The organism is Nostoc sp. DedQUE05 (genome assembly GCF_034530955.1).
Lineage (GTDB): Bacteria > Cyanobacteriota > Cyanobacteriia > Cyanobacteriales > Nostocaceae > Nostoc.
Window position 1 is genome coordinate 23,484 of the sequence record NZ_JAVRCB010000004.1, and the last position, 24,459, is coordinate 47,942.

At 40.2% G+C, this 24,459-nt stretch carries 19 protein-coding genes; 13 read left to right on the forward strand and 6 right to left on the reverse strand.

All coding sequences use genetic code 11. The features are described 5' to 3' along the window. Positions 1 to 71: 71 nt before the first annotated feature. Positions 72 to 1,373: a dihydrolipoamide acetyltransferase family protein gene (locus RMZ42_RS04090; RefSeq protein WP_322670205.1), complete on the reverse strand. Its 1,302-nt coding sequence runs from the start codon at positions 1,371 to 1,373 to the stop codon at positions 72 to 74. A 473-nt stretch (positions 1,374 to 1,846) separates the two neighbouring features. Here RMZ42_RS04090 and RMZ42_RS04095 point away from each other — a divergent pair, with 473 nt between their 5' ends. After that, positions 1,847 to 2,365: a hypothetical protein gene (locus RMZ42_RS04095; protein WP_322670206.1), complete on the forward strand. Its 519-nt coding sequence runs from the start codon at positions 1,847 to 1,849 to the stop codon at positions 2,363 to 2,365. Between the two features lie 91 nt (positions 2,366 to 2,456). On the opposite strand, the gene RMZ42_RS04100 is transcribed toward RMZ42_RS04095, so the two are convergent. Beyond that, the gene (locus RMZ42_RS04100; RefSeq protein WP_322670207.1) at positions 2,457 to 2,906 is read right to left on the reverse strand and encodes a YlqD family protein; all 450 of its coding nucleotides are present in this window, start codon (positions 2,904 to 2,906) and stop codon (positions 2,457 to 2,459) included. A 42-nt stretch (positions 2,907 to 2,948) separates the two neighbouring features. Continuing rightward, a complete protein-coding gene (locus RMZ42_RS04105; protein WP_322670208.1) occupies positions 2,949 to 4,925 on the reverse strand; it encodes an AMP-dependent synthetase/ligase in 1,977 nt (658 codons plus the stop codon). A gap of 229 nt (positions 4,926 to 5,154) precedes the next feature. On the opposite strand from RMZ42_RS04105, the gene RMZ42_RS04110 reads away from it, so the two are divergent. From RMZ42_RS04110 to RMZ42_RS04135, 6 genes are all read left to right on the forward strand, one after another. Then, a complete protein-coding gene (locus tag RMZ42_RS04110; protein ID WP_322670209.1) occupies positions 5,155 to 5,400 on the forward strand; it encodes a hypothetical protein in 246 nt (81 codons plus the stop codon). A gap of 908 nt (positions 5,401 to 6,308) precedes the next feature. After that, positions 6,309 to 6,650, forward strand: a complete 342-nt coding sequence (locus RMZ42_RS04115) for a CU044_2847 family protein (RefSeq protein WP_094352373.1) — start codon at positions 6,309 to 6,311, stop codon at positions 6,648 to 6,650. Position 6,651: 1 nt separating this feature from the next. After that, a complete protein-coding gene (locus RMZ42_RS04120) occupies positions 6,652 to 7,545 on the forward strand; it encodes a trypsin-like peptidase domain-containing protein (RefSeq protein WP_322670210.1) in 894 nt (297 codons plus the stop codon). A gap of 17 nt (positions 7,546 to 7,562) precedes the next feature. Next, the gene (locus tag RMZ42_RS04125) at positions 7,563 to 9,218 is read left to right on the forward strand and encodes a hypothetical protein (protein ID WP_322670211.1); all 1,656 of its coding nucleotides are present in this window, start codon (positions 7,563 to 7,565) and stop codon (positions 9,216 to 9,218) included. A 20-nt stretch (positions 9,219 to 9,238) separates the two neighbouring features. Next, a complete protein-coding gene (locus RMZ42_RS04130) occupies positions 9,239 to 12,031 on the forward strand; it encodes a tetratricopeptide repeat protein (protein ID WP_322670212.1) in 2,793 nt (930 codons plus the stop codon). After that, on the forward strand, positions 12,024 to 13,532 hold the full coding sequence (locus RMZ42_RS04135; protein ID WP_322670213.1) for a radical SAM/SPASM domain-containing protein: 1,509 nt from the start codon (positions 12,024 to 12,026) through the stop codon (positions 13,530 to 13,532). The genes RMZ42_RS04130 and RMZ42_RS04135 overlap by 8 nt, the downstream gene beginning before the upstream one ends. A 4-nt stretch (positions 13,533 to 13,536) precedes the next feature. Here the strand turns inward: RMZ42_RS04135 and RMZ42_RS04140 are convergent, their stop codons facing one another. Continuing rightward, positions 13,537 to 14,523, reverse strand: coding sequence for an RsmB/NOP family class I SAM-dependent RNA methyltransferase (locus tag RMZ42_RS04140; protein ID WP_322670214.1), 987 nt, complete (start codon positions 14,521 to 14,523; stop codon positions 13,537 to 13,539). 185 nt (positions 14,524 to 14,708) lie between these two features. On the opposite strand from RMZ42_RS04140, the gene RMZ42_RS04145 reads away from it, so the two are divergent. The 3 genes from RMZ42_RS04145 (at position 14,709) to RMZ42_RS04155 (ending at position 19,835) form a co-directional block, all read left to right on the forward strand. Further along, positions 14,709 to 16,127: a DUF2157 domain-containing protein gene (locus RMZ42_RS04145; RefSeq protein WP_322670215.1), complete on the forward strand. Its 1,419-nt coding sequence runs from the start codon at positions 14,709 to 14,711 to the stop codon at positions 16,125 to 16,127. Between the two features lie 177 nt (positions 16,128 to 16,304). Next, entirely contained in the window at positions 16,305 to 17,015 is a 711-nt protein-coding gene (locus RMZ42_RS04150) for a GDYXXLXY domain-containing protein (protein WP_322670216.1), read from the forward strand. Positions 17,016 to 17,300: 285 nt separating this feature from the next. Beyond that, entirely contained in the window at positions 17,301 to 19,835 is a 2,535-nt protein-coding gene (locus RMZ42_RS04155) for a type II CAAX prenyl endopeptidase Rce1 family protein (RefSeq protein WP_322670217.1), read from the forward strand. Positions 19,836 to 20,005: 170 nt separating this feature from the next. Here the strand turns inward: RMZ42_RS04155 and RMZ42_RS04160 are convergent, their stop codons facing one another. Beyond that, the gene (locus RMZ42_RS04160) at positions 20,006 to 20,416 is read right to left on the reverse strand and encodes a universal stress protein (protein ID WP_322670366.1); all 411 of its coding nucleotides are present in this window, start codon (positions 20,414 to 20,416) and stop codon (positions 20,006 to 20,008) included. Between the two features lie 89 nt (positions 20,417 to 20,505). Here RMZ42_RS04160 and RMZ42_RS04165 point away from each other — a divergent pair, with 89 nt between their 5' ends. Beyond that, positions 20,506 to 21,708 carry a phosphoglycerate kinase gene (locus RMZ42_RS04165; protein WP_322670218.1) on the forward strand — a complete coding sequence of 401 codons (1,203 nt, stop codon included), beginning with the start codon at positions 20,506 to 20,508 and terminating at the stop codon, positions 21,706 to 21,708. A gap of 151 nt (positions 21,709 to 21,859) precedes the next feature. After that, on the forward strand, positions 21,860 to 22,477 hold the full coding sequence (locus RMZ42_RS04170) for an NUDIX hydrolase (protein WP_322670219.1): 618 nt from the start codon (positions 21,860 to 21,862) through the stop codon (positions 22,475 to 22,477). 214 nt (positions 22,478 to 22,691) lie between these two features. Here the strand turns inward: RMZ42_RS04170 and RMZ42_RS04175 are convergent, their stop codons facing one another. Next, complete coding sequence (locus RMZ42_RS04175; RefSeq protein ID WP_322670220.1) at positions 22,692 to 23,048, reverse strand: hypothetical protein; 357 nt, start codon at positions 23,046 to 23,048, stop codon at positions 22,692 to 22,694. 238 nt (positions 23,049 to 23,286) lie between these two features. On the opposite strand from RMZ42_RS04175, the gene RMZ42_RS04180 reads away from it, so the two are divergent. Next, the gene (locus RMZ42_RS04180) at positions 23,287 to 24,123 is read left to right on the forward strand and encodes a TauD/TfdA family dioxygenase (protein ID WP_322670221.1); all 837 of its coding nucleotides are present in this window, start codon (positions 23,287 to 23,289) and stop codon (positions 24,121 to 24,123) included. Positions 24,124 to 24,459: the final 336 nt, after the last annotated feature.

Consider the following 24,459-nt stretch of genomic DNA (forward strand, 5'->3'; position numbering starts at 1 on the left):
GTTAGCGCTACTCTACGAAAAACTGCTGCTCGCTGATAGCGCTAACATTTAAATTTGGTGTTTTTTCAAAATTACAGTGTCAAAGACTGAGGATTTGTCTCAATCAATTTTGCTAAATCTTGCAAGAACGCCGCAGCATGGGCACCGTAAATAATGCGATGGTCAGAAGTAATATTGACTTGCATTTGTTGCCGCACGCCAAATAAACCGTCGGGTGTTGCTACTACTTGCGGACGGGATGCCCCGATCGCTAAAATTGAGCCTTGTCCAGGTGGCAAAATCGCATCAAATTTATCTACGCCAAACATCCCCAAATTGGACAGGGTGAAAGTACCACTGTTATATTCTTGGGGCTGTAGTTGTTTTGTCCTGGCACGTTCTACCAAAGACTTCCAAGTACGCGATAGAGAATAAATATCCACTGTGTCTGCATTTTGCAGCACAGGTGTAATTAATCCGCCATCATCCATCGCCACTGCTACAGAAATGTTGATATCAGAATGATAAACAATACCCTGCTCTGAGTAGCTAGCATTTAACAATGGGTGTTTTTGCAATGTCACTGCTACAGCTTTCGCTAGTAGCGCTGTCATTGTCACACCTTTGGATTTAATTTGTTTATAAAGTTTGTCTAATCCATCGGTGGTAATTGTATAACCTACACGGAAGACGGGCACGGATATGGTGGCTACCATGTTCCGCACTACGGCATTTTGGAAGGTAGTTAAAGGTACGGTTTGACCAGGAACAGCCGCTACCACGGGTGCGGGTGCTGGTGTCCGAGGTGCTGGGGGTGCAACTGGGGCGCTGGTTGGTACAGGTGCAGCTGGGGCAACTGGGGCAGGTGCAGGTTGCTTGCCTTTATTAGACAATGCTTCTACATCTTCGGCGACAATGCGTCCGTGGGGGCCACTACCTTGGAGTGTAGTCAAATCAACTTTGAGTTCTTTGGCTAACTTACGGGCACGAGGTGAAGCTACAAGCCTTCCTTCTTTGTGGTTAGAACCGTTTTGAGACGCTAAGGCAGGTGTGGCGACTGAGGCTGTGGCGGCAACTGGTTCAGGGGAAGAGGTAGGAGTAGCAGCCGCGCCACCAGAATTAGCCTGAGATTTCGCCTGTTCAATTTCAGCTTCCGTTTCGGCGATAAAGGCGATCGCAGATCCTACCGGGGCAGTTTCACCAGCTTCAACTATGATATGGGCAAGAAATCCTTCATAGAAGGTTTCTACATCCATATCTGCCTTATCTGACTCTACAACCACCACTGTTTCGCCTTTTTCCACTTTGTCCCCTGGCGATTTCACCCAGGAGACGATTTTGCCTTCCGTCATGGTGGAACTCAGCGCCGGCATAAATACTTCGTGAATGCTCATAGGGTGGTTTGGAAATCAATGGTTTATGGACTTTAACAGTTTTTATCAGATCGAATTGTATCTTGGTGGGAGAGTTTTAGACTGTTTATATTTTAGGTTGGGCATGGGGCATGGGGCATTGGGGAGCCACTGCGGTCTTGGGGTCTCCCCCTTCGGGTTCGCGAGTTCCTCTTTGTTGAAACAACAAGACCGGACTCGCTCACCAAGTGGAGCAAGTGGCGTCATTGGGCATGGGGCATTGGTTATTCACTAATAACTCTAGGAACCTAAATATAGCTTAGAGGTCTATAGGACTTGTATTTGATTTTTGAAAAAACTTAGTATACATCTGTTCCCTGTTCCCTTGCTATTTAATATTTCTCATAACCACTACTTAAGATACACGAGCTTCTCACGGATAGAGGATATGGGATGTAGTTCAATCTAGAATTCAAAATTGGTAATAAACCTATTTGAAATTCCTGTTTACTTTTATGTCGGCAAAGCTGAAATTCTTTTTGATTGTGATATTAGGTATCTCTGCTACGGTTGGTGCTGGAGTTTATATTATCCAGCACCAGCAATCTGCACCGATTGTTGAGACTAGTGATGGGCAAACCCAGCAGGTGGGAGCAATACATCAGTCTCAGGAAGTTGCAGCCTTCTCAGAGCGTTCCGATTATCAAACTATACCTTTAGAAAAACTTAACTCATCTCTCCAAGGCAGTAATCCTACTACCCTTGCCCTGAATGCCTTTGAGGAGATAGCAGTGGGAGGATCGCAAAAGATAGAGGTAGTTTATCCCCAACCAAATCAGGCGTTAGTGACGATTACGCAAATCAAGCGGGGTAATAATTCAGTTGGGACAGTTAAATATCGAGCAGAGATGACAACCTTTGGGCGATCGCTTTTTATTAGTTCACCTCCAGTGTGGCAAATCGTTTGGGCTGGCTCCCAGGTGGAATGTTGGGCTGGGAGCCGTCACACTAAGTTAAATCACATCTGTCATTAGTCATTGGTCACTTGTACTGAGCGTAGTCGAAGTATTGTATTGGTCACAAAACAAATGACAACGGACAAATGACAAATGACAAATGACAAATTTAAATGTCGCCGCGAATTTCTTCTACAACGCCATCGCGCAGAACGATTTCGACTTGCATTTTGCTAATCAGGTTATCACCGATTTCTACTCGGAAAAAGCCTTCCATTTGGAATTGGTTGACTTCCTGATCTTGCTGGAGAAATTGCACTTGCTGGAGGTTTTGCAGCAACTGATTTTTTTGCTCCAAAAATTCACTTTTCTTTTGATTGACTTGGAGTTGGATATTGTCAATTTGTTGGAGGGTCTGGGGGCCAGGTGGTTGCAGACTCTGCTTTTGAATTGCCGCGATCGCTCTTTGTCCTTCAACGTCTAGCTGTTGCAGTTGCTGGTCGAGTTGATTAATTTGCGCTTGCAGCTGCTGTTGTACTTCCTCTTTCCACAGGGGAGTCACAATAACTTTGACGTTAACGACGCGTTTCAGAAGCAAATTAGATTTGGAGACATCCATAAATATTTCACGTTCACTCTTTACAGTTAGCAGGTGGAATGATCAGGCAAACATGCCGTCAATAATATCGCGATAGCGTTCCGTGACGACATGTCGGCGAACTTTTAGTGTTTGTGTCATCAAGCCATTTTCAATAGAAAACGGTTCCAGGATGAGTTTAAACGTTCCGATGCGGTCATCCGGTCGATAGCCTGGACGATTTTGGACTTCCCGATTCAATTCTTGGCGAAATAAATCCTGGATCATTCTACTCTCCAAGTCAATTTTTTGACTATCTGAGGAAGTCATCCGATCGCCCAGCGTATCCAGCGTTAGATTCTGACTTGCTGCCCATTTTTCTAAGGCTTCGACATTGGGGACAATTAAGGCTCCCAGGCTGCGCCGATCTTGACCGATGAGCATAATTTGATCGATGTATGGCGATCGCAAACACGCATCTTCGATCGGCTGTGGCTCGATGTTTTCCCCGTTAGTCAATACAATCGTATCCTTAGACCTGCCAGTCAGCACTAAGTCGTCTTGTGGTGTCAGCCAACCCAAATCGCCGCTATCAAACCAACCTTCCGCGTCAATTGCTTTCGCTGTCGCTTCGGGGTTTTGATAATAGCCTTGCATAATCTGCGGGCCTCTCAACAATACTAAGCCTCGCTTCTCTATTGGTAAAGGCGCTTTTGTCTCCGGATCGACGATTTTAGCTTCTGTAGCCGGGAGTGGTAGCCCTGATGCGCCAATCAAATTCCGCCAAGGACGCCGTACATGGGTGACAGGAGAAGTTTCTGTCAAGCCATAGCCTTGTAAAATCTGGACGCCAATAATTTCAAAGAAATTATCTATGTGTCTGGGAAGCGCACCGCCGCCGCTAATCATCTGCTTAACTTGTCCTCCTGTGGCTTCCCGAACTTTGGCGTAAACCAGTCGTTCTCCCAAGGCATGGAGGGGTAATAAAGCTGATGCTTGGATCTTAGCTGTTAATCGTTCGGCGGCTGAAGCATGAAGATTATTTAAATCCAATCCCTGAGCAGTTCGCTGGGCTTTGATATATTTGTCGCTAATGCCCAATAAAAATTTAATTAGGCGTTGCTTATTTGCTGGTTGTTCGCGGAACTGCTTTTGCACTCCTTCATAAATCGACTCCCACAGGCGGGGTACACCGACCATGTAATTGGGTTTAAATTGTCTCAAATCCCCTTTTACGGAGCGCAAGTTGGTATAAACTTGCGTACAACCTTGAGATAGTAGGTAATATTCAACAGTTCGTTCATAACTGTGCCACGAAGGTAGAATACTGAGAACGATATCGCCGGAATTTGGTTGCAATACTGTGCCAAAACTGATTACTTGGTGCATCAAGTTACTATAAGACAGCATTACACCCTTGGGTTTACCCGTAGTGCCAGAGGTATAAATTAGGGTTGCCAGAGCGTCACGATTTTGCTTGACTGGCACAAAATTATGATTTTTCCCGATTTCGAGAAACTGCGAAAAGTTGAGTACCTTTAGGGTTTCGTCTGTTGGTGGTGCTTCATCGGAGAGTAAGATTACCACTTGAATTGGTAAATCTTTGAGGCGATCTTGGAGTTTTTTAAGTGTTTTTAAATCTTCAACGACGATCGCTATACTGCCGCTATTGGCGATAATAAACAACAGTTCTTCTTTTTCCGCTTGAGAACTACGCACCGCATCAACGCCTCCAGCAGTCATGATGCCTTGATCGGCAATGAACCAGCGAGGACTGTTGTCAGAAATTAAGGAAATGCGATCGCCTACCTTTACTCCTAACGCTTGTAACCCAGCAGCAAATAATTGCATTTTCTCTACCAACTGGGTATAAGTAATCGCTACTTCTGGTTTAGCATGAGGATTGCGGAGGGCGACAACATCACCAAATCTTTGAGCTGCCAAAGGCCAAATTTCTGGTAGCGATTCCACATTTGTGTAATCTACCAACCGCTTTAATGCCTCACGTTCTCGCTCGCTGATGTTAGATAAAAAAGAAGACGCGGTTTGGGTTGTTGACATAACACCTTACTTAAAGATTTTAAACTGATTATTTTCCAGCTTATTTTGTTATTTTGCTACAATAACCATCCTTATTATCCACATTCCCTTCTGTGTATGATAATTCCAGGAATTCCACGTTTATATTTACAAAAATTTATGTTAAAGTTAATTTACATAGAGTGCAAGCAATGATTGTGTTTGCATCTAAGAACAGCGATCACCTATATTTCACAGGAGATGATTACCTATGAATTTTATCGACGGCATAATACTAACGTTGCTCAATATTGTTGCTTGCATAGCGTTACCGAAGATTTTAGCTATCCTTTTGGCTGATAAAACCAAACTTACTGAAACATTGGCGAATGGTTCCAAATTACAAGCAGCCAAAATTCCACTTACAAGTTTCCCTTATTGTACAGCTTACCAATTGACAGGTAGCCAATACTGCAAATTCAGCCCTGATTTTTGCGCTAACTGTTCTCCAAATTGATAGACTATTCGCGAGGAATTTTTCCTTGGTACTTCCGAAAACCAGCAATTCAATTAATTCTTCAACACATATTCATTCTCATTTCGACAGCTTGAAATCCCCGACTTCTTGAAAAAGTCGGGGATATTTTTGTTCGTAACTCCTGCAAGGATTCCTAAACTTCGTCCATAGCATCCAGCACTAGCCGGACATGGCATGAGTCGATAATCATAAGGCGCGCATCGATCGAATGTATTAGGATTTTCAGGCTTTACATAGCGTTACTACGAGAAAGTTTAATTAAATTTACATTGTGTAATATAGGTTCTATTATTCTTGCCTACTTAGTTAGATTCAAGCAATTTTCTCGCTAAGTCAGTATAATTACTAATTGAACTAAAGCTACATATATAACTAATATAACAATTATTAAATCTATTACATGACAGTCAAGCAGCCTGTAATGCCCAAGCAGCAGGAAGTTGGTCGGTTTATTTAGAAACTTCACAAATTTCTATAAGGCTATCAAGTCAAAGATGCTGGGTAAATCAGTTTGTAGTCAAGACCTTAGTCCTGTGTTAATCACTTAAGTGTTTACTACGTAGCAGGCAAAGTTAGCTTAATGGATTACTAGAGTTGATGTTATTAATTCTGATAGATAAGGACTACGAGATCCTCGACTTCTGGAATAAGTCGGGGATTTCGCAACCCCGCAAAATTAATGAGACAGATTCTAGTCAGCTGTCAATCAATAAATGATGGGTGGGGAGAGTATTGGCAAAAGCTGAATGAAATGGGAGAAAGTAATGAATTGTTGGAGAAGTATTTAACGAGTTAACCATCAAATGTGAATAAGATTACAAAATTTTCTGCCAACTCTTTTGATGGTCAACACATTAAACTATTAGTTTCAAATCACAGGTTTCACTATGAATCAGAAACAGATCGCAGAGTTTTCTCTCAAAGATGGCACGAAGTTTTTAGCTGAAGTTGATGAACCAGAAAATAGCAATGCTCTTGTACGTGTTGCTAGACCAGATACAGGGCAAATGGTAGTTGAAGCTAAAAAGAAATTTGAAGATGTATTAGATCAAATACAACCTGTCGCTTCAGCAATTATCACCAAACTGAGTCAGCTTAATACACCTGCCAATGAGGTAGAGGTTAAGTTTGGGATTAAATTAAATGCGGCGGCGGGTGCAATTTTTACCTCTGTAAGTGGTGAAGCTAACTACGAAATTACCTTGAAATGGAAGCAAGACAAGGCATAGTATGGTAGCGAATACAGATAATTATATTCAAACTTTTAGGTCAGCGATCGCCCGGATTTTTCATGCCAATGGTGCGGTAGTTGGTGTAGGTTTTTTAGTCTCTGGACGAACTCGAAATTACATCCTGACGTGCGCTCATGTTGTTACCTCAGCCCTATCTTTACCAGAGGATATAGTTGAAGCTCCTAATAATGATATTTATTTAGATTTCCCCCTAATTGCATCAGGACAACAACTAAAAGCTAAAGTTGTTTTTTGGCAACCTGTCGTTAGCAATGCATCAACCTCTGAGCCTGAAGATATTGCCGGGTTACAAATAGAAGAGCAGTTGCCTAAAGAAACTCAAGCTATCCAACTAATAAGAGCTAACAATATTTGGCAGCATCCTTTCCGCATATTCGGTTTTCCTAACGGACATAATGATGGCGTTTGGGCCACAGGCGTGTTGCGAGATGGCCAAGGAAAGGGATGGGTGCAACTGGAAGATAGTAAAGTCACCGGCTACAGAATAGAACCGGGTTTTAGTGGTGCGCCGATATGGGATGAAACTCTTGTAGGAGTGGTTGGGATGGCAGTAGCGGCAGAGAAGCGGCGAGAAGATATCAAAACTGCTTTCATGATTCCTGCGGATGTATTGATTGAAGCATGGGATGAAATCGGCTTGTCTATTTCATCTCGTGCGCATATCCAGAATATTCCTAGTAGAGTTCAACAACTCAAAATCAAAACTTTGCAACAACGCTTTGACGTTCTAAGTAGTGATTATGAGGCGGCTTACAATCAACTCAACTATACACTTAGTGCGAGCGATCGCAATATCATCCAACGCCAAATTGATAATATCTTACAAGAACTAGAGCGAGTAGAAAGCGAACTTAATACCATAAACCATTAATTTAATACCTAAATAAAATGAAAAGCTCTGTAGATTTACGAAAAAACTATCTAGAACAGTTAATAGCCAATTTAAAAACTGAGATTGAAAGTCTTAGTAATCAAATAGGGTGGATGCTTAATGAGGTAGATAAAAGTAAATTACAAAGACAACTTAAAGAAAAATTCGATGAAATAGAAAAAGCTGAATCAGAATTAAACCAGCTCAATCAACAATCTCTAGAGCTTGAGCCGGATAAAATACCATTTACTAATCGCGATGCTGCAATTAATGAAATTACAGCAATTAATTCTCCTCCTTATCGTCTGGTGACAGCACCTGAAGGTTATGGAAAAACAGAATTTCTCAAACAAATACTGGGACGGTTTCAAGAATTGCAATGGTGTTGTGCTTACGCTCCCATCTCTGGTTTTGAAACTATTGAAAACTTAGAAAACCGATTAGCAAATTCTCTGCAACTTAAGCTTCTGGAAGGACATGATTTAAGTTGGGGAGAACGTTTAGGTTCACTATTGCATAGAAATTGGGCTAAATGGCAATCACAGGGCAAAAAAGGTATTGTGCTGCTAATCGATCTGGATGGATGTGCCCCACAAAAGCAACGTTTAAATGAACTTTTTAATGACTTTAAAGAATTTGCCTGGAGAATTGAAAAATGTTTAAAAGAATTACAGTTTTTTAAAGATAATTCGCGGAGACTTCGAGTTGTGATAGCAGCTCGTTGTTTGATCGATCTTCCATTAGATCGGACTTTTCCTAAACTAATACTCTCTCCTTTTAACTGGGAAGTAATTCAGGATACAGCAACAAAATATCTCAAGCCTATAGAGATGACTTCTGAAAGTCTTGCTTTACTAGCAGGACACTTATTGTATTTAACTGGTGGACATCCAGGGGGAATCGCTGAAGCACTAAAAGTTTATCGAGATGGTTGTTACACAGTTAGCTGGCTTTTAAACAGTTATGGAAACCAATTATGGGAAAAAAACCTCAAAAAGTGTAGAGATCAGATTAAAGAAAGCTTGACAAAAGAAAATAATCATCTATACGAATCTATTGAAAAATTGAGTATATTTCCTATACTCAATGGAACTTGGATATTAAAGGAAGCTGTTCGGAGATTTAAGTTACCTTTCAGTGACGATAGTTTTAAATTAAATGCTGAACTGACAAAGACATCTATTTTTACTCGTGATAAAACGATTATTAAAGATGGGATGACACGGCGGCTGTTAGTTATTGGTCTGCTCCGAGAAACCTCGCCTGATGACTTTCAAGAACTTTGCACTGAAGCGGCTCAAATCTGTTGGGAATATATTCACGAACTGAAATCAAAGAATAATTCTGCTGTTGCGGGTACTTGGTCTATGCAATATTTTTTTCAAAGTCTTCAGAAACACGCTGGATTCATCAATTATGGCCCAAATAGTCTGGCTTATCGACAAGAACTCCGTAATGATTTCTTTGATAAAACCGTTGAGGAAACTCTGGGAATATTTCGCAATACAGATCGAGAGCAATTTCATGAATTTATTTATACCCTTAAATCTGAAGTAGAAAATGACTGGGAATTTCAGTTTCTTGTCAATTACTATCTACACAATGATGAATATAATGACGCACCCTATCGAGATTTAATTCAAAAGCTTGATGAAGCCATTCAAAATAACTAACAATTAAATAGGAGTCTATTATGTCTGAACTAAATAAATTAGAGTTTGTTGGTCGTGCAGAACATCTAAATCGAATTATTTCCCTTGTTCAGGAATCTAATAAACTGCGTGTAGTTTTAGTAGAGGGTAGAGGTGGAATTGGCAAAACTTGGTTGCTTCATGCATTAAAATCTCGTCTAAACCAAGTTCAAATTGGCACAAGTGAAATTATTGATTGCGATATCCCTGTTTTTAATGATGCAGAAGATTTATACACTGAAATCGCCAAACAATTATACGACCATACATATAAAGAATGGTTGCTGCGGTTACGACAACTGCGAGAAGATGAAAACCGCCTCAGTCAAAGTGCATACGAACAAGAACGCAGACAACTTGAAAAGTTCTTGGTCGATGAAATTAATCGCAAATCCAGCCAACAGAGACTAGTCTTTCTAATTGATACGGTTGAAAAGTTAGGACAAGCAGATGTCAGAGAGCAAGTTTGGGAGTGTATTGGCAATTTATGCCATCAACTAGAGAATGCCGTATTTATTTTAGCAGGTCGTCCTAATATTGCTCATCAAATTTTAGAAAAATCATTCAAAGAAGAAGAATTAACTTATTTAGAATTAAATGAATTTACTCATGAGGATGTACAAACATACATTCGTTGCAAGGAGGAACAACTTCACTTTACTCTCGGACAAGAATTGGTTAAAAAGATCATAGTTCTTTCTGGTGGTAGCCCGATCATGATTGAATTTGGAGTAGAGTATGCTTATCGGGAAGTCATACCAGATTGGTTAGAAAGTGAAAATATAGAAACTATTCCCAGCAGGTTAGAAAAAACTGGTGGATTTGAAGCTGAGATGGTTCGACATATTACACAGCTTCGGACATCAATGGATCGGCTAACTCTGTTACTTTCACGTATCTACCCATTAGATAGCTGTGATATTGCTAATTTATTAGAACTATCTACAGAAGATGCTCAAAGATTATTTCTTGATGCACAAAGCTACTTTTTTATAAAACCAGTAATCGGTGGTTCTCAAATATCATTACATGATATTGTGCGAGACTTAGTTGAAAAATATGTATGGGCAGATATTGACCCCGATTTGGAATGGAGAAAACGAGATAGTCGGATTGCTGCTAAATATTTTGAGCAAAAAGATTATGATTTAGGGCCACAAAAAAGGATATTGGAGGTTCAACGTTATTGTGATGATTCTCATCAAGTTGCTAGTATCGAGTTTCTGATTGAAGAAGTTAAGCAACGGCGAGAATTCAATACTACGCGATGGCTCTGGAATGCTTTATATGCCGATCCGATAACAGGCTTTGAAACTTGGCACGAAGTTACTGATAGGATACGCCGCCAATCCAAAAAATTTGGCTTTGTAAATCAATTGTTGGCAATTGCCAAACAGTTTGAAACAGAAATAAATCCCGATCAAAAATTTAAAATGATTATTTTTGAATCAAAGATTGTTCATGCTCTTAAAGATAAGAGTACAAAAGAAAATGAACTAGTAAAGTTGGAGGGAATGCTATCCGATCAATCTTCTAATTCTTCTCATCAAGCGGATATTTACAATGTCTTGGGAATGCTAAATACCAAGTTACACCTTTATGAAGAAGCTTTAAAATATCAGCAAGAGTGTTTATCCCTAGTTCAAGGCAAAAAGCTATCATACGCTATTCCTGCTGTAGCTAACCTAGTTGGTTATCTGCATAGACAACTCAACAACTTTCAGGAAGCTGAGAAATATTACAAACTAGGTTGGGAGGCTGCTATGGAAATTGATACTCCTGACAAAGGTTTAACTCAAGTTATGGCTAGCATTCAGAATAATTTGGGATTTTTATACGGACAACAAAAAGATTATGTCAAGGCTGAACAATGTTTTAAAGCTGCTATTGATATGTGGTCGAGTGTTGAGAGCGAACGCGAAATAGCCAACGCCGAAATTGCCTCTGCTACTATTTTGGTAGATAATGGTAATTATGTTAAAGCGAAACAACTACTTGAACGAGCATTAAGCCGTTGTGACAATGAAGAAAACGATAATCAAATACTGTGTAGGGCATACTTTCAGTTAGGCTTAAATCAGTGGTTTAGTGCTGAGGTAATAAATGAAGCTGTTTGGGATGTGACACAGGTGCAGTGGGATCTCAATGTGCTAAGTCTTGCTCAAAATGCTTTAGAAAAAAGCCTAAAACTCGCAGAGAAATATGGACTTGAAGAGGAATTACCTGGAATTTTGCACCAAATTGCTAGTGTATATTGGCATCTTGGGTTTCAAACAGGCGATCGCACGCTACAAGACCAAGCTTTAAAACTCAACGATCGCTCTTATCAGACTAGTTTAGAGTACAATGACATGCGGTATGCCATCGATAGCCTGGTAGGTAAAGCAGAGTTTGATTATTATGCAAAAGCCTACGAGCATATTTCCGATTATGCACAAGAACTTAGCGATCGCTTTCAATCATATCAAAATATCCACACACTATACTTTGGCCGCATGTTACGCATAGAAGGTGATGTTGCATTTCAACAAGCTAACTACAATTTTGCTTTTAGTAAATATGCTCAAGGAATACCCCAAATCTTTCAACATGGAGGTTTCGGCCCGTATTCGATTAAACATGAGCTAAATCTGCTCCAAAAGAAAATTGAACGATTGCCTATAGAACTTTCTAAAACTCTGATTCAGCAACTAAAATCTCAGTGGAAAGATCATAAAACTCTCAAGGAATGGTGCGATCAACAAATGTTTTTGACCAGAATACGTGCCACAAAACAGCCATCTTCTCATGCTTAGTAAAAAAATTGATCGACCCCAAATTTTAGTTTCTCTTAATTCTACCTACGTACCAACTGGGCAATGCGATTGTGATGGAGGAGATTGTGCCTGTGACTTATCCCCTTTAACAGAATTAAGCTCAAATATCCGATTACCTCTGGGGATGTTGGACACAGAATTTGTGAGAGTTCCTAACTCGCAGATGATGAATTTAGATGATACTTATTCTATCTGTTTTGGTACTTATCATCAAGTAGCAGTTCTGAATCAATCAGCGATATTTTTACTTGAAAAATTTACAAATCCTCATAAATTAGATGAGATTGCAATAGAGTATTCTGAGATTGACCCAATAGACTTACAGACAGCTATTCAAGAACTATACCAAGCACGTTTAATAGCACCCAATAATTATTCATCATTTGACTTAAATGAAATACCAGAGACTTTAACAGCATGGTTGCATATCACCGATCGCTGTAATTTAAGATGTGACTATTGCTATCTTCCGCACGAAGCAAAAGATATGTCAATCGATATAGGTAAAGCAGCTATTGAATCTACATTTCGCTCTGCAACCTTAAATAATTACCGCCGCGTCAAACTGAAATATGCAGGAGGAGAGGCATTACTATGCTCTCCTTTTATTAAGGATCTCCATTTGTACGCTCAATCCCTTAGCAAAGAAACAGAGATTATATTAGATGGAGTTGTTCTCAGTAATGGAACATTGATTACGCCTGAAATTATTGAGATGCTACAAATATTAAATCTGCGTCTAATGATTTCATTAGATGGATTATCAAATTTCCACAATATCCAACGTTCTTATACAAGCAAAAAGGGATCGTTTACAGATGTTGAACGAGGTATTAAGATTACTTTGCAAAATGGTTTAATACCAGATATTTCGATTACAGTTAGTGGGCGGAATGCAGAAGGATTACCCGAACTTCTGGAATGGATATTGGAATATAATCTGCCCTTTAGTTTAAATTTCTATCGAGAAAATGAACTGTCAGCTTCTTATGAAGACTTGCAACTAGAAGAATCTCGGTTAATTGAGGGAATGTTGGCAGCATTCAAAGTTATCGAATTGAAATTACCTAATCGAAGTTTGCTAGGTTCATTGATCGATCGTGCTAATTTAGCATCTCCTCATAAACGAACTTGTGGAGTTGGGCAAAGCTATCTCGTATTTGATTACAAAGGGCAAATTGCTAAATGCCAGATGCAACTACATAAAACTATATCTGCCTCTAAAACTCAAGATCCTTTAACTATTGTGCGGCAAGATAAAGCAGGTATTCAAAATTTGTCAGTTGAAGAAAAAGAAGGCTGTCGTACATGTGAGTGGAAATATTGGTGTACAGGTGGTTGTTCTCTAGCAACCTTTAAAGCTACAGGTCGTTACGATATTCAATCTCCAAATTGCAATATTTACAAAGCTCTCTATCCTGAAGCTCTCAGACTAGAAGGGTTACGATTAATCAAATATAGTTCCCCAACTAAGTCCTAACTAATTATACGGACATAATAGAATTTGAATTTTTCAAATTTTGGTAGATATATAGAGAAGATATTGTATTTAAATCCGCTTCTTTAGGTTCATCTTCATCTTCATTAGTATTTTTAAACAGGACTGTAAATGCACCAGCACCTAACCTATCTTGAGGAAATATCCGATAACAAGGCATCGTGGTTAAATGTGATTGATATTTAGCTAAATTACTAATTTCTATTGCTTCAAACTGCGGAAACCGTTCTAAAAACCATTCACAAACTTGCTCATTTTCTTCGGGCGAATATGTGCAAGTCATATAAGCCAGATAGCCTTGCGGTGAAACAATTTTAGCGGAGTTAGCTATAATGCGCTTTTGCCGATTTGCACTCTTGTTAATAGCAGTTGGGTGAAAACATCCGGGTGCTTTTTCACCTTTGGCAAGTAAAGATTGTCCAGTACACGGAGCATCTACGATGACTAGATTGCTAGAGCCGGGAAACATTTCAGCAAATATGCTCGAATCTCGATTAACCACCGCGCTAGGGCTAACCTGGCAACGCTTCAAATTAGAAATTAGCATTCCCAGACGTTTACCAATTACTTCATTACTGATGAGCAATTCAGGTTTTAAAGCTCTCCAAGCGAAGATACTTTTACCTCCTGGTGCGGCACACATATCAAAAACTAAACGCACTGACTCAGGAATAGCTAACAAAGTACTAGCTGCAAACACCGAAGAAAAATCTAAACAATAGAAATATCCTTTTTCATGCAAGGGATGCTTACCAGGTTTTTCTCCCAGAGATAAGCGGTCTATAAATTGTGGTTGCCAAGCTGTTGGTGTTTGCACTGTCAAAGGTGAAATATCTGGCTTTTCTTGACACCAAAGAATACTAGGTGAAAAAGGCTGAGGATTCATTAAAGCCTCAATAAATTTTTCTTGTTCATCTAGATTAGCGAACAAACGCCGCGAAACTTTAAGTAATAAATTAGAAGGTTTTTCCATCAATATTATGAATTATAAATTACGAATTACGAATTACGAATTACGAATTAGTCCGTTGTATCTAAATCAAAATCAAACTGTTACACAAGAACAATGTAATTAAGGCTTTTGGCTTCATACTCAAAATATAATGACCGCCATTGGGAACGCAATGGCCAAGCTACCCCACTGCACCGGAGAAGGTCATGTTTTTAGATAGTTTTCAGGACAAATTACGCAAACAAGCACAATTATGGAGGGATGAAGGATTAATTAGTTCTTCGCAGTATGAGCAGATAGCAGAACGTTATCAATTTAAAAACCTGGAAGCTGCTGCACGCGATCGCAACAAAGCAATCGCGATCGCTATCGGTAGCATCCTTTTATGCTTAGGCATAATTACCTTTGTATCAGGAAACTGGCAGGGGGGATCGCGAGAAGTCAAAATTATTTTGATGATGAGTTTGTTTTTTGCGATCGCCATCACAGGATTTTACACCTGGAGACCACCTGAAGGAAAGAAGCCAGAACGAAGCAAACGCCTATTAGGAGAAGGGTTGCTAATTTTAAGTGCCTTCATCTTCGGTGCAAATTTACTGCTGATGGCCCAGATGTTCAATATTGTCGGTTCAGCTTCCCAACTGTTTCTCGCTTGGGGATTCGGTGTTGTAGTCATGGCCTTCAGTTTGTCCTTAAATTCTTTAGGAATTCTATCAATTGTCCTCGTGGAAATCGGCTACTGGACTGGACTAGAAGACTTATGGTACGCAACAGGAGAGTTAACTTGGTCGCGGCTAGTAGTGCAGCATCTGCCTTTGTTGGCATGGCTGGTATTTGTACCTTTAGCATACTTCTGTCGCTCTCGTTGGATTTTTGGTCTAGCAGCCTTTGTTTTTGCTAGTTCCTTACAAGCTAACCTTAATCCACTGCCACTGCTAAATTATGCTGATATAGCCCCTTGGGTGGCATCTTTTGCTTTTGCACTCCCACCTGCATTATTCTGGAGTTATGATGATTTACTGTTTCCAACCATAAATTACAGGTTGTTTCAATATCTAGCCCGTAATTTAGCGTTAGTAAGCTTCGGCGTTGTCTTTTACGTTCTGTCTTTTCGTTGGGTCTGGGAATCTCCAAATTATAGTTATAATCAGCCAACGAATTTGACAAACTTATTTGAGTCTCTGCCGATTATCGATTTGGGGATTCTCAGCGGCTTGGCGGTATTACAATGGTTGTTTCTACTGCGCCAAAGAAATAATCCTCCGCGCCGCGAAGTGATTTTCACAACTGCTGTCATTAGTACATTTCTGGTCTTTATTGCAATAGTACCTTTTTGGCATCAAACTATCAGCCGGATTGATGAACTTGGCATTTTTATTTTCAATGTACTTCTTGCAACATTAGCCTGGGGACTAATTCAAGAAGGATTGAAATTAAGCAACAGAAGTTCCTTTTGGGGCGGTATGCTGTTAGTAACACTACAAATTATCAGTCGCGTGCAGGAGTACGACACCGACTTACTTTTTAAGTCGCTAGTCTATATCCTGTGCGGTTCTGCTTTAATTAGCGCTGGACTTTGGTTTGAACGCCGCCTACCTGGTGGTAGCTCTACAAGTAAAAAGTAGGGCAAATTTTAGATTTTGAATTTTAAATTTTGGATTGAATAAAAAATCTAAAATCCAAAATCCAAAATCCAAAATTGAGAAATCTCTGTACTTCAAAATTTTTAAAGTTTCTCTGCGTCAGTCCTAATTTCGTTACTTTTAACCTCCTCAAGACCTCTGCTTTTTAGGACTACGCTCATGAGTAATACTTCTTCTGAATCTAAAAATAAACCCTTGTCTCCCGAAGCCGAATTTTCCAATAAAGTGACTTTTCGGGATTACTTGATTGCTACTGAACAAAAATCGAATAAGCCCTTACCTTTTTGGCGGTTACTAGCTCCCCTGGCGCTGCAAACAGGGCTAATTATGGCAGTACCAGCCCAAGCGGTTTATACAGATGTCACAGGTAAGACGGTGATTTTGCAAACCGTACCTGTAGATCCTAACAATGTGCTAGAAGGTAACACCTTAGCCTTAGACTACAACATATCCCGTACCTCAAATTTGAGCAGACTACCTGGTTGGCAAACATTAGTCAGCAGAGGTCGTGGAAGTGGCAGAAGATTGCCTGAAGGAACCAATATTTACGTGACTTTGCAAGAGCAATTATCTTCTGGTCGCGGTGTTCCTAGGGCTTGGAGACCGTTACGAGTAAGTAGCGATCGCCCCACAACTCTTAGAGCCAATCAGGCAGCCTTAAAAGGTGTTTATCAGGATGGTTCCGTTAACTACGGCTTAGAAACATATTACATCCCAGAAAACCAACGGCAGCAGATTCGCAACGATTTGCAAGCCCAACGCGCCCGCAGAGGACAAGTACCACCCATTGTGGTCAAGGCGAAAGTAGATCCACAAGGAAAGGCAGTGCCAGTTAGTATGTGGGTGCGCGATCGCAACTATCGTTTTTAAGCTGTTAGGCAAAGCGTGTAAATATGCAAGCTTTGTCTCTAAAGTTCTGAGCGCTGATTTTCCACGCTCAGAATTTTCTGTTTGTCATTAGATATTTGCTGAGAAAGAATATAGAGACGTAGCATTACTACGTCTCTACAAAGATTCTAGATAAAGCATATTTAATTTCACCAGATGTCTTATATATCGCCTACATTTAGAATGAAATAGCCCTTAATTAGAGCAAAAAGTCAAAATTGTGTATTTATAGTAAGATGATCAGCAAATAAAACTTGCTGATAATATATGATTTTCCGGGGATTAAGTCGAAAAGCAAGGTTACGATTTACGAAATTTTTACTGCTAGTGTTCATTGCAGTAATTGCGTTGTGCCAACTCTCCCCAACCCAACCTCAGTTAGTACAAAAAAGTAATTACGCAATCCATATTCAACAAAACTTTAATCAATCTGCTTTTTATCCCATTGCCCAAATTCCATCTACAAACCTTTATAAACCTATTGGCGATTGGGTAGGAAGGTTAATTTTACCAACAAAACAGCAATTACAAGATGGTTTAGATTGGGTATGGATGGAAGTACAATATGCACCACCTACAGCACAAAATTTGGTTGGTCAAATTGTACGTTTGGAGTGGAAAAAGAATAAAAATTTGCTGGCTTTAGAACGAGTTGTAACGCGAGATATAAATTTCACTCCTGAAGTGATTAAAAGCCAAAAACAAGGAAATATTCATCCTTTTCGACTAAATGGAGTTCGTCAGGTAGGGATTTTACGCTCTTTGGCTGGTGCAAATCCTGATGATGAAACAATTGTTGTTTTAGATTCAACTACAATCATTGATGCAAATCAAGAAAAATCTATTTTGCAAATTGAACACGAACCTGTTTTGGCAACTGGTAGATTTTATGGGTTGGTAAAAATAATTAAACCGATTGAATCTCAATATAAAACTAGTTTATTTTCAAATCAAAAGCAGTTTAACGATTATTTTTTAGTACAACATTATAATCCTAATGCAAATCAATTTAATGGGATTGAAGAAACTATTCGCATTCCCCAACAAGTAATAGATTCGCGAAATTTTGCTCCTTCAAGTTCGCAGCAAATCGAGCGATCGCCTGCGGGTGAAGATGGGTGGTATATTTATGGTGCTGCCGATGCAAAGGGCGTATTTACGGTACGCGCACTTGCACCTCGTTCTCTGTTGCAAATTCAACCCCGTCAAATTATTACTGGTAAGGAATTAGGGCTAAATTACATCCAAGATGTAAATTGGCAAAATACTGAGAAAAATAAAGGTAAATTCAATACTGTATTATTAAAGCCTGTAGAAATACAAAATTCACATAATCAATCTATATCAAAATGGCAAGAAGGTAATAAGGCTATTGTCCTACACCTATTTGGTGGAATTGGCGGACGTAAAGCTGAACCATTGGGAGTACCTTATACTATCACCGGACATTTTGCTTTTGGAATTGCAGAAGTTGTCCGTGACGAGTTTACTAACGAATTACGCTTTGAGACTAAATACCACCAAATTTATGCCCATAACCCCGATGGAATTATTGCCGGAACGCATACATGGGCTGATTATATGGGTAATTTACAACGTGGTTGGCTAGCAACACGTCCAGTATCAGATATTCTCATCAAATTCGACCCTGTAACGCAGGATTATGATTTTGATGGTGTTAAACTTTCGCCTTTAAAAGAATTTCAGCAACAATTACAGATAACAATGGCACGTTATCGAGTTGGTGATGGAACTGGTGGCGCAATGGTATCACCTGCTACCTCATGCGTTCAAGACTCAAGCCAAGCACTTTATGCTGCGATATTAGCAATTAAAAACCAAGTTGCTACAACTCCTCAAATTCAAACTTGGATACGCGCCAACCCCAATCACCCGCAAACATTACGCTTTCAGCAGCTAGTTGAATTAGGTCAATCTTTGGAACAACAATTAGCACCCTTGGGTATAGTTCGCGCTGATTGGCAAAGTCAAGCAGGTATACTCGCAGGTACGGGTAGAGGAAAAACGACAAAACCATTTCAAGATCGTAGTATTTGGGCTGGTTTGACAACATGGCGAACAATAATGCCAAGACTTGCACACGACGACCTAGCTGCAATATTTTTAAAACATGGCGCAACTATGCAAGTATTGCGAACTAATCAAGTCGGTGGTTGGGAACCTAATATTACACCCATTGCCCCAACAGTACTTTTGGGGCAAATTAAGATTCCTTTTACTAATATTTTACCACTTTCAATTCTTTTAAATCGCGTTTTAGCGTCCTTAGTAGTTCCGAGGTTCAAAGATTGGTTAGTTATTGTTGTACTGTTGATAATTTATAGTATTCTTGCTCTACCTTATGGTTGGAAATTTGGATTTTTACAGATAGAACTTTGGTCTGCAAATTGGACTAATAAATGCTTGCTAATATTACGTTGCTTATTTTTACCTGCAATTGTGGAAGAACTCTTTTTTCGGGTTTTTTTGCTTCCTCATCCTAGCGAAATTACCAGTTGGTTCCAATGGTCTTTGTGGGCAATAGTGAGTTTATTATTATTTATTTTGTATCATCCCTTGAATGCTAAAACTTTTTTTAAAGCTGGAATTCCTACATTTTTTGATCGTGTTTTTCTTGTTTTAGCGGCATTTTTGGGAATTATCTGTACTGTTGCATATACCCTCACAGGATCTTTATTTGCGATCGTTTTAATTCACTGGATTGTAGTAGTAGTTTGGTTAATTGTTTTTGGAGGAATCAGAAAATTAGATAATCAAAAAATTCAAAATGCTAAGGTTTAAGGAGGCAGGGGGCAGGAGGTAGGAATCAATAATGCTTGCTTAAGGCTAAAACTTGATGCCTTTATTTAGCACTACTAAATCTAGGACAACCTTCCTCAGCCCCCTTTTTACAACAACCGCAGAACTTTTTATTAGCGATCGCACTACAACTAGTATTCGGCAACACACTGCTAAGGCACAATCAACACTGGGCAAGGAGAAAGGTTAATCACGCGAGTGGTAACGCTATCATCCGCTCCCTCTTCAGTCAAACCTAGCCCCCGACAGCCCATGATAATTAAATCTGCCCCAATTTCATCAGCGACATCGCAGATCGTAAAAGCTGGTTTGCCTTTCCTTTCCAAGGTTTCAGATTGAATTCCTTGCCCAGAAAATAAAGATTGGGCATTTTCCAGTAGTTTCGCAACTACCTCTGGCGACACCATTGGATCATCGGCGCTAGGTGCGTCTGGAGGCGCTTCTTCTACCACAGACAGCAGTACCAAGCGACTGCTGTATTTTTTGACTACGTTGGTAACAACATCAGCAGCTTCCCGCGTTTCCCGGCTTTGATCGATAGGAAATAATACCGTCTTAAATATATCTGTCACTTGGGTACCCCTGACTCCGGTAAAATCTTGATGGTTCTACTTTCAAAACAATAACAAAAAGGCAATCAGGAGAGTTTGGTGTGTCCAAAAAAAGTTTAGCAAGTTTATCTTCGGCTGATATCTCTGGGAAACGTGCCTTAGTGCGGGTTGACTTTAATGTGCCTGTAGACGATCAAGGCAACATTACCGACGATACTCGCATTCGCGCCGCTCTACCAACCATCCAAGATTTGACGCAGAAGGGAGCTAAGGTCATTCTCGCCAGCCATTTTGGCCGTCCCAAGGGTGTAGATGACAAATTACGCCTAACTCCCGTTGCCAAGCGTCTGTCGGAGTTACTGGGGCAAGAAGTTATTAAAACTGATGATTCCATTGGCGATGAAGTTGCAGCTAAAGTTGGCGCCCTGCAAAATGGCCAAGTGCTGTTACTCGAAAATGTCCGTTTTTACCCAGAAGAAGAGAAAAACGAGCCAGAATTTGCCAAAAAATTGGCAGCTAATGCTGATTTTTATGTAAATGATGCTTTTGGTACTGCACACCGCGCCCATGCTTCTACTGAAGGTGTGACAAAATTCCTCAGTCCTTCCGTAGCTGGATATTTAGTTGAGAAGGAATTGGAATATCTGCAAAACGCCATTGAAAATCCCCAACGTCCTTTGGCGGCAATTATTGGCGGTTCCAAAGTTTCCAGTAAAATTGGTGTGATTGAAACACTGCTGGAGAAGTGCGACAAGCTAATCATCGGTGGTGGGATGATTTTCACCTTCTACAAAGCCCGTGGTTTGAGTGTCGGCAAATCGTTGGTAGAAGAAGACAAGCTAGAACTAGCAAAATCTTTGGAAGCGAAGGCTAAAGAACGGGGTGTTACCTTCTTGTTACCTACAGATATAGTATCAGCAGATAAGTTTGCTCCTGATGCTAATGCGACAACCGTCAGCATTGAGAACATCCCCGATGATGGTATGGGTTTGGATATTGGGCCAGACTCAGTAAAAGTTTTCCAAGATGCCCTTGCAGATACCAAAACGGTAATTTGGAACGGGCCGATGGGTGTGTTTGAGTTTGATAAGTTTGCCGCAGGTACGGAAGCGATCGCTCATACCCTCGCCGAAATCGGTAAAACTGGCACAACTACCATCATTGGCGGTGGTGACTCGGTAGCGGCTGTGGAAAAGGTTGGTTTAGCCGACCAAATGAGCCACATCTCCACCGGCGGCGGCGCTAGCTTGGAGTTACTTGAAGGCAAAGTGTTGCCTGGAATTGCAGCTTTAGATGATGCTTAAGTAGGGACTGGGGACTGGGGACTGGGGACTAGGGGGATAAGGGAGAAATATTGAACAAGTTTCTTCCTTGTCACTTCCCAATACCCCATGCCCAATGCCCCATGCCCCATGCCCCATGCCCAATGCCCAATCCTCAACATGAGAAAAATATATGCAACCTAAATGGCTGGAATGGGCGCAAAAATTACAAGCGATCGCTCAAAATGGTCTAACCTATTCTGAAAACCCTTTTGATATAGAACGTTACAAACAATTACGAGCGATCGCCACCGAAATCATGGCGAGTTACTCAAATGTAGAACACACTTATGTCCTTGATTTATTTAGCCGTGAACTCGGATATGCAACTCCTAAAGTTGACGTGCGAGGAGCAATTTTTCGGGACGATACTATATTGTTAGTCAAGGAACGGGTAGACGGCTGCTGGACTTTACCTGGTGGATGGGCTGATATTGGTGAGTCGCCCAGTGAAGCAGTTGTGAAAGAAATATATGAAGAATCGGGATATCAAGCACGCGCTATCAAACTCCTAGCAGTCTATGACAGAAACAAACAGGGACATCCACCATTACCGTTTTATGTCTACAAATTGTTTTTTCACTGCGAACTTATTGGTGGTTCGCCATCATCAAGTATTGAAACTGAAGAAGTAGGTTTTTTCCCTGAAGGTGCGTTACCAGAACTTTCTCTCGGACGTGTGACACCAGCACAAATAAATCGACTTTTTCAACATTATCGCCAACCAAATTTACCGACAGACTTTGATTAGCGCTGTTTTATGACTCTCACGAGATAAAAATTAGAAACCTTTGTTGTAATAAGTTTTTATAAATCTATGCGTAGGTTGGGTTGAGGAACGAAACCCAACACCTTCCAGAGGAGCCAAACTTAACATAGCTATCAGCGATGGGGTTAGAACCACTATAACCAAGACTCTTCAGCAGTTAGGTAATCACAATTTTGTCGGAGCCTATAGTCAAAATTTATGAACGCCAGCGAAATACTTTTCTCATCATAAATATAGCTATACTTGCACCTATTGCACCGGATATAATCGATATACTCAAAAGGAAGAAACCAGGGGGGGTTTGATGATAATAAATAATTGCTTTAAGTATTTCATTTGAGTTTTTGTTTTTCAGAGAGAAAATACTCCAGATTAATACACTTTCATATCCTCCTATAGCCCCAATTAATAGTCTAAATATTTCAACAAAAAAATTATTTTTCCTAGTGATAATTAGAGTAGCTATTCCAGCAACTACTCCTCCAAAAAAACACGTTGCAATGAATACTATGGCAATTGCTAATAGCGTTTGATTGTCTGGTTTCCATTGCATAATCTAAATTATTCCTGTTGCTCAAATATTTGCTGCTTCAAAACATTCTTGATTATCTACAGCTAAACAATTTAATAATAAATCGCTCGGCTATGACAGTTACTAAATCGTAACTAGGTTATGGAAAAAGTGTCAATACGACTAATCAACGGTTTATTCGATAGCGTCGTAATCAGCAACGCTAAAAATAAGGATTTAGTTTGCCGAGATTGTAGCACCCGCAATTAGAGAGAAAGATTTGATCTGGAGTTTAGTCCTGCGCGGTTGTAATCTTAACTGCCTCACAAATCTAGAGTCGCGTGAATTAAAAGAATCACTGTGGAAACATGGCGTTGTAGTCGTCAGAAAGCAACAGATGACTGCACAACAATTAAAAGAATTTGCCAAGCAGACCTTTGGCGATTTTATGTTTGGCGGCCCTCCGAAAACATTAGATCCTGAGATTAGTCCAGATTTACAAAGCCAAGATGTCTATATATTGGGCAATCCTAAAGGGCCGGTTGCCGATCCATCTGGGAAATATGCGTGGCAATGGCATCATGATAAAGATGGTCTCCCCCGTGCAGAGGGACTGGACATGAACGCACTATATGTTGTGATGCTTTATGGGATACAAGTGCCGGAAGGTGTAGATGGGCAACCTCACACTACTGAGTTCCTCGATATGGTAGAAGCTTACAATAACCTAGATCCTCAACATCAGCAGCAATTAGAGCAGATGTCGATGTATCACTCGCCACCAATATTTTCTAAAAAACCCAATGCAGATACTGATATACCAAAGAAACTGCATCCCATTGTATCCACTCACAAAGTCACTGGTAAAAAGGGATTATATTTAGGTTCGGACACTGCGATCGCAGTTGGTATGGAAGATCGACCAGAAGAAGCAAAACGTTTCTGGGAGGATTTGTTTAGGACTGTTCTAGACTGTACGCCAGTCTACTCTCATGTTTGGCAGCCAGGAGATATTATTTTTTGGGATAATTCACAAGTGATGCACAGAGGTAGACCTTACGATCCAACCAAGCACCAGCGAATTGCGTCGCGTTTAGGTGTAGTAGAGACAGGTTGAAAGAGACTACTACCGCAAGGCGGAATTCAAAATTCAAAATTCAAAATTCAAAATTAATGCAGCATAAGCGTTTTGTTGATTTGAAATGGTATGTTTATTTCCGCCGTGTTGTACTACTACAATAGACCTCTTGCAAAAGTCGAATAGACCCCCCTTAATCCCCCCTTATAAAGGGGGGAAACTTGAAATATTGCCCCCTCCTCAACACATCGGGGAGGGTTGGGGAGGGGTATTCAAGGATTTTTGCAAGAGGTTTAATGTCTAAGCTAGTAATGAAAAGTTTGTAGTAAGCATTTTAGTGCTTAGAAAACTAAGGACTAAAGTCTTTACTACGAA

What these genes read in the sequence shown, in the direction of transcription:
- RMZ42_RS04090 (WP_322670205.1), bottom strand. Translation starts at nt 1,373, where the DNA reads ATGAGCATTCACGAAGTATTTATGCCGGCGCTGAGTTCCACCATGACG.
- RMZ42_RS04095 (WP_322670206.1), top strand. Translation starts at nt 1,847, where the DNA reads ATGTCGGCAAAGCTGAAATTCTTTTTGATTGTGATATTAGGTATCTCT.
- RMZ42_RS04100 (WP_322670207.1), bottom strand. Translation starts at nt 2,906, where the DNA reads ATGGATGTCTCCAAATCTAATTTGCTTCTGAAACGCGTCGTTAACGTC.
- RMZ42_RS04105 (WP_322670208.1), bottom strand. Translation starts at nt 4,925, where the DNA reads ATGTCAACAACCCAAACCGCGTCTTCTTTTTTATCTAACATCAGCGAG.
- RMZ42_RS04110 (WP_322670209.1), top strand. Translation starts at nt 5,155, where the DNA reads ATGAATTTTATCGACGGCATAATACTAACGTTGCTCAATATTGTTGCT.
- RMZ42_RS04115 (WP_094352373.1), top strand. Translation starts at nt 6,309, where the DNA reads ATGAATCAGAAACAGATCGCAGAGTTTTCTCTCAAAGATGGCACGAAG.
- RMZ42_RS04120 (WP_322670210.1), top strand. Translation starts at nt 6,652, where the DNA reads ATGGTAGCGAATACAGATAATTATATTCAAACTTTTAGGTCAGCGATC.
- RMZ42_RS04125 (WP_322670211.1), top strand. Translation starts at nt 7,563, where the DNA reads ATGAAAAGCTCTGTAGATTTACGAAAAAACTATCTAGAACAGTTAATA.
- RMZ42_RS04130 (WP_322670212.1), top strand. Translation starts at nt 9,239, where the DNA reads ATGTCTGAACTAAATAAATTAGAGTTTGTTGGTCGTGCAGAACATCTA.
- RMZ42_RS04135 (WP_322670213.1), top strand. Translation starts at nt 12,024, where the DNA reads ATGCTTAGTAAAAAAATTGATCGACCCCAAATTTTAGTTTCTCTTAAT.
- RMZ42_RS04140 (WP_322670214.1), bottom strand. Translation starts at nt 14,523, where the DNA reads ATGGAAAAACCTTCTAATTTATTACTTAAAGTTTCGCGGCGTTTGTTC.
- RMZ42_RS04145 (WP_322670215.1), top strand. Translation starts at nt 14,709, where the DNA reads ATGTTTTTAGATAGTTTTCAGGACAAATTACGCAAACAAGCACAATTA.
- RMZ42_RS04150 (WP_322670216.1), top strand. Translation starts at nt 16,305, where the DNA reads ATGAGTAATACTTCTTCTGAATCTAAAAATAAACCCTTGTCTCCCGAA.
- RMZ42_RS04155 (WP_322670217.1), top strand. Translation starts at nt 17,301, where the DNA reads ATGATTTTCCGGGGATTAAGTCGAAAAGCAAGGTTACGATTTACGAAA.
- RMZ42_RS04170 (WP_322670219.1), top strand. Translation starts at nt 21,860, where the DNA reads ATGCAACCTAAATGGCTGGAATGGGCGCAAAAATTACAAGCGATCGCT.
- RMZ42_RS04175 (WP_322670220.1), bottom strand. Translation starts at nt 23,048, where the DNA reads ATGCAATGGAAACCAGACAATCAAACGCTATTAGCAATTGCCATAGTA.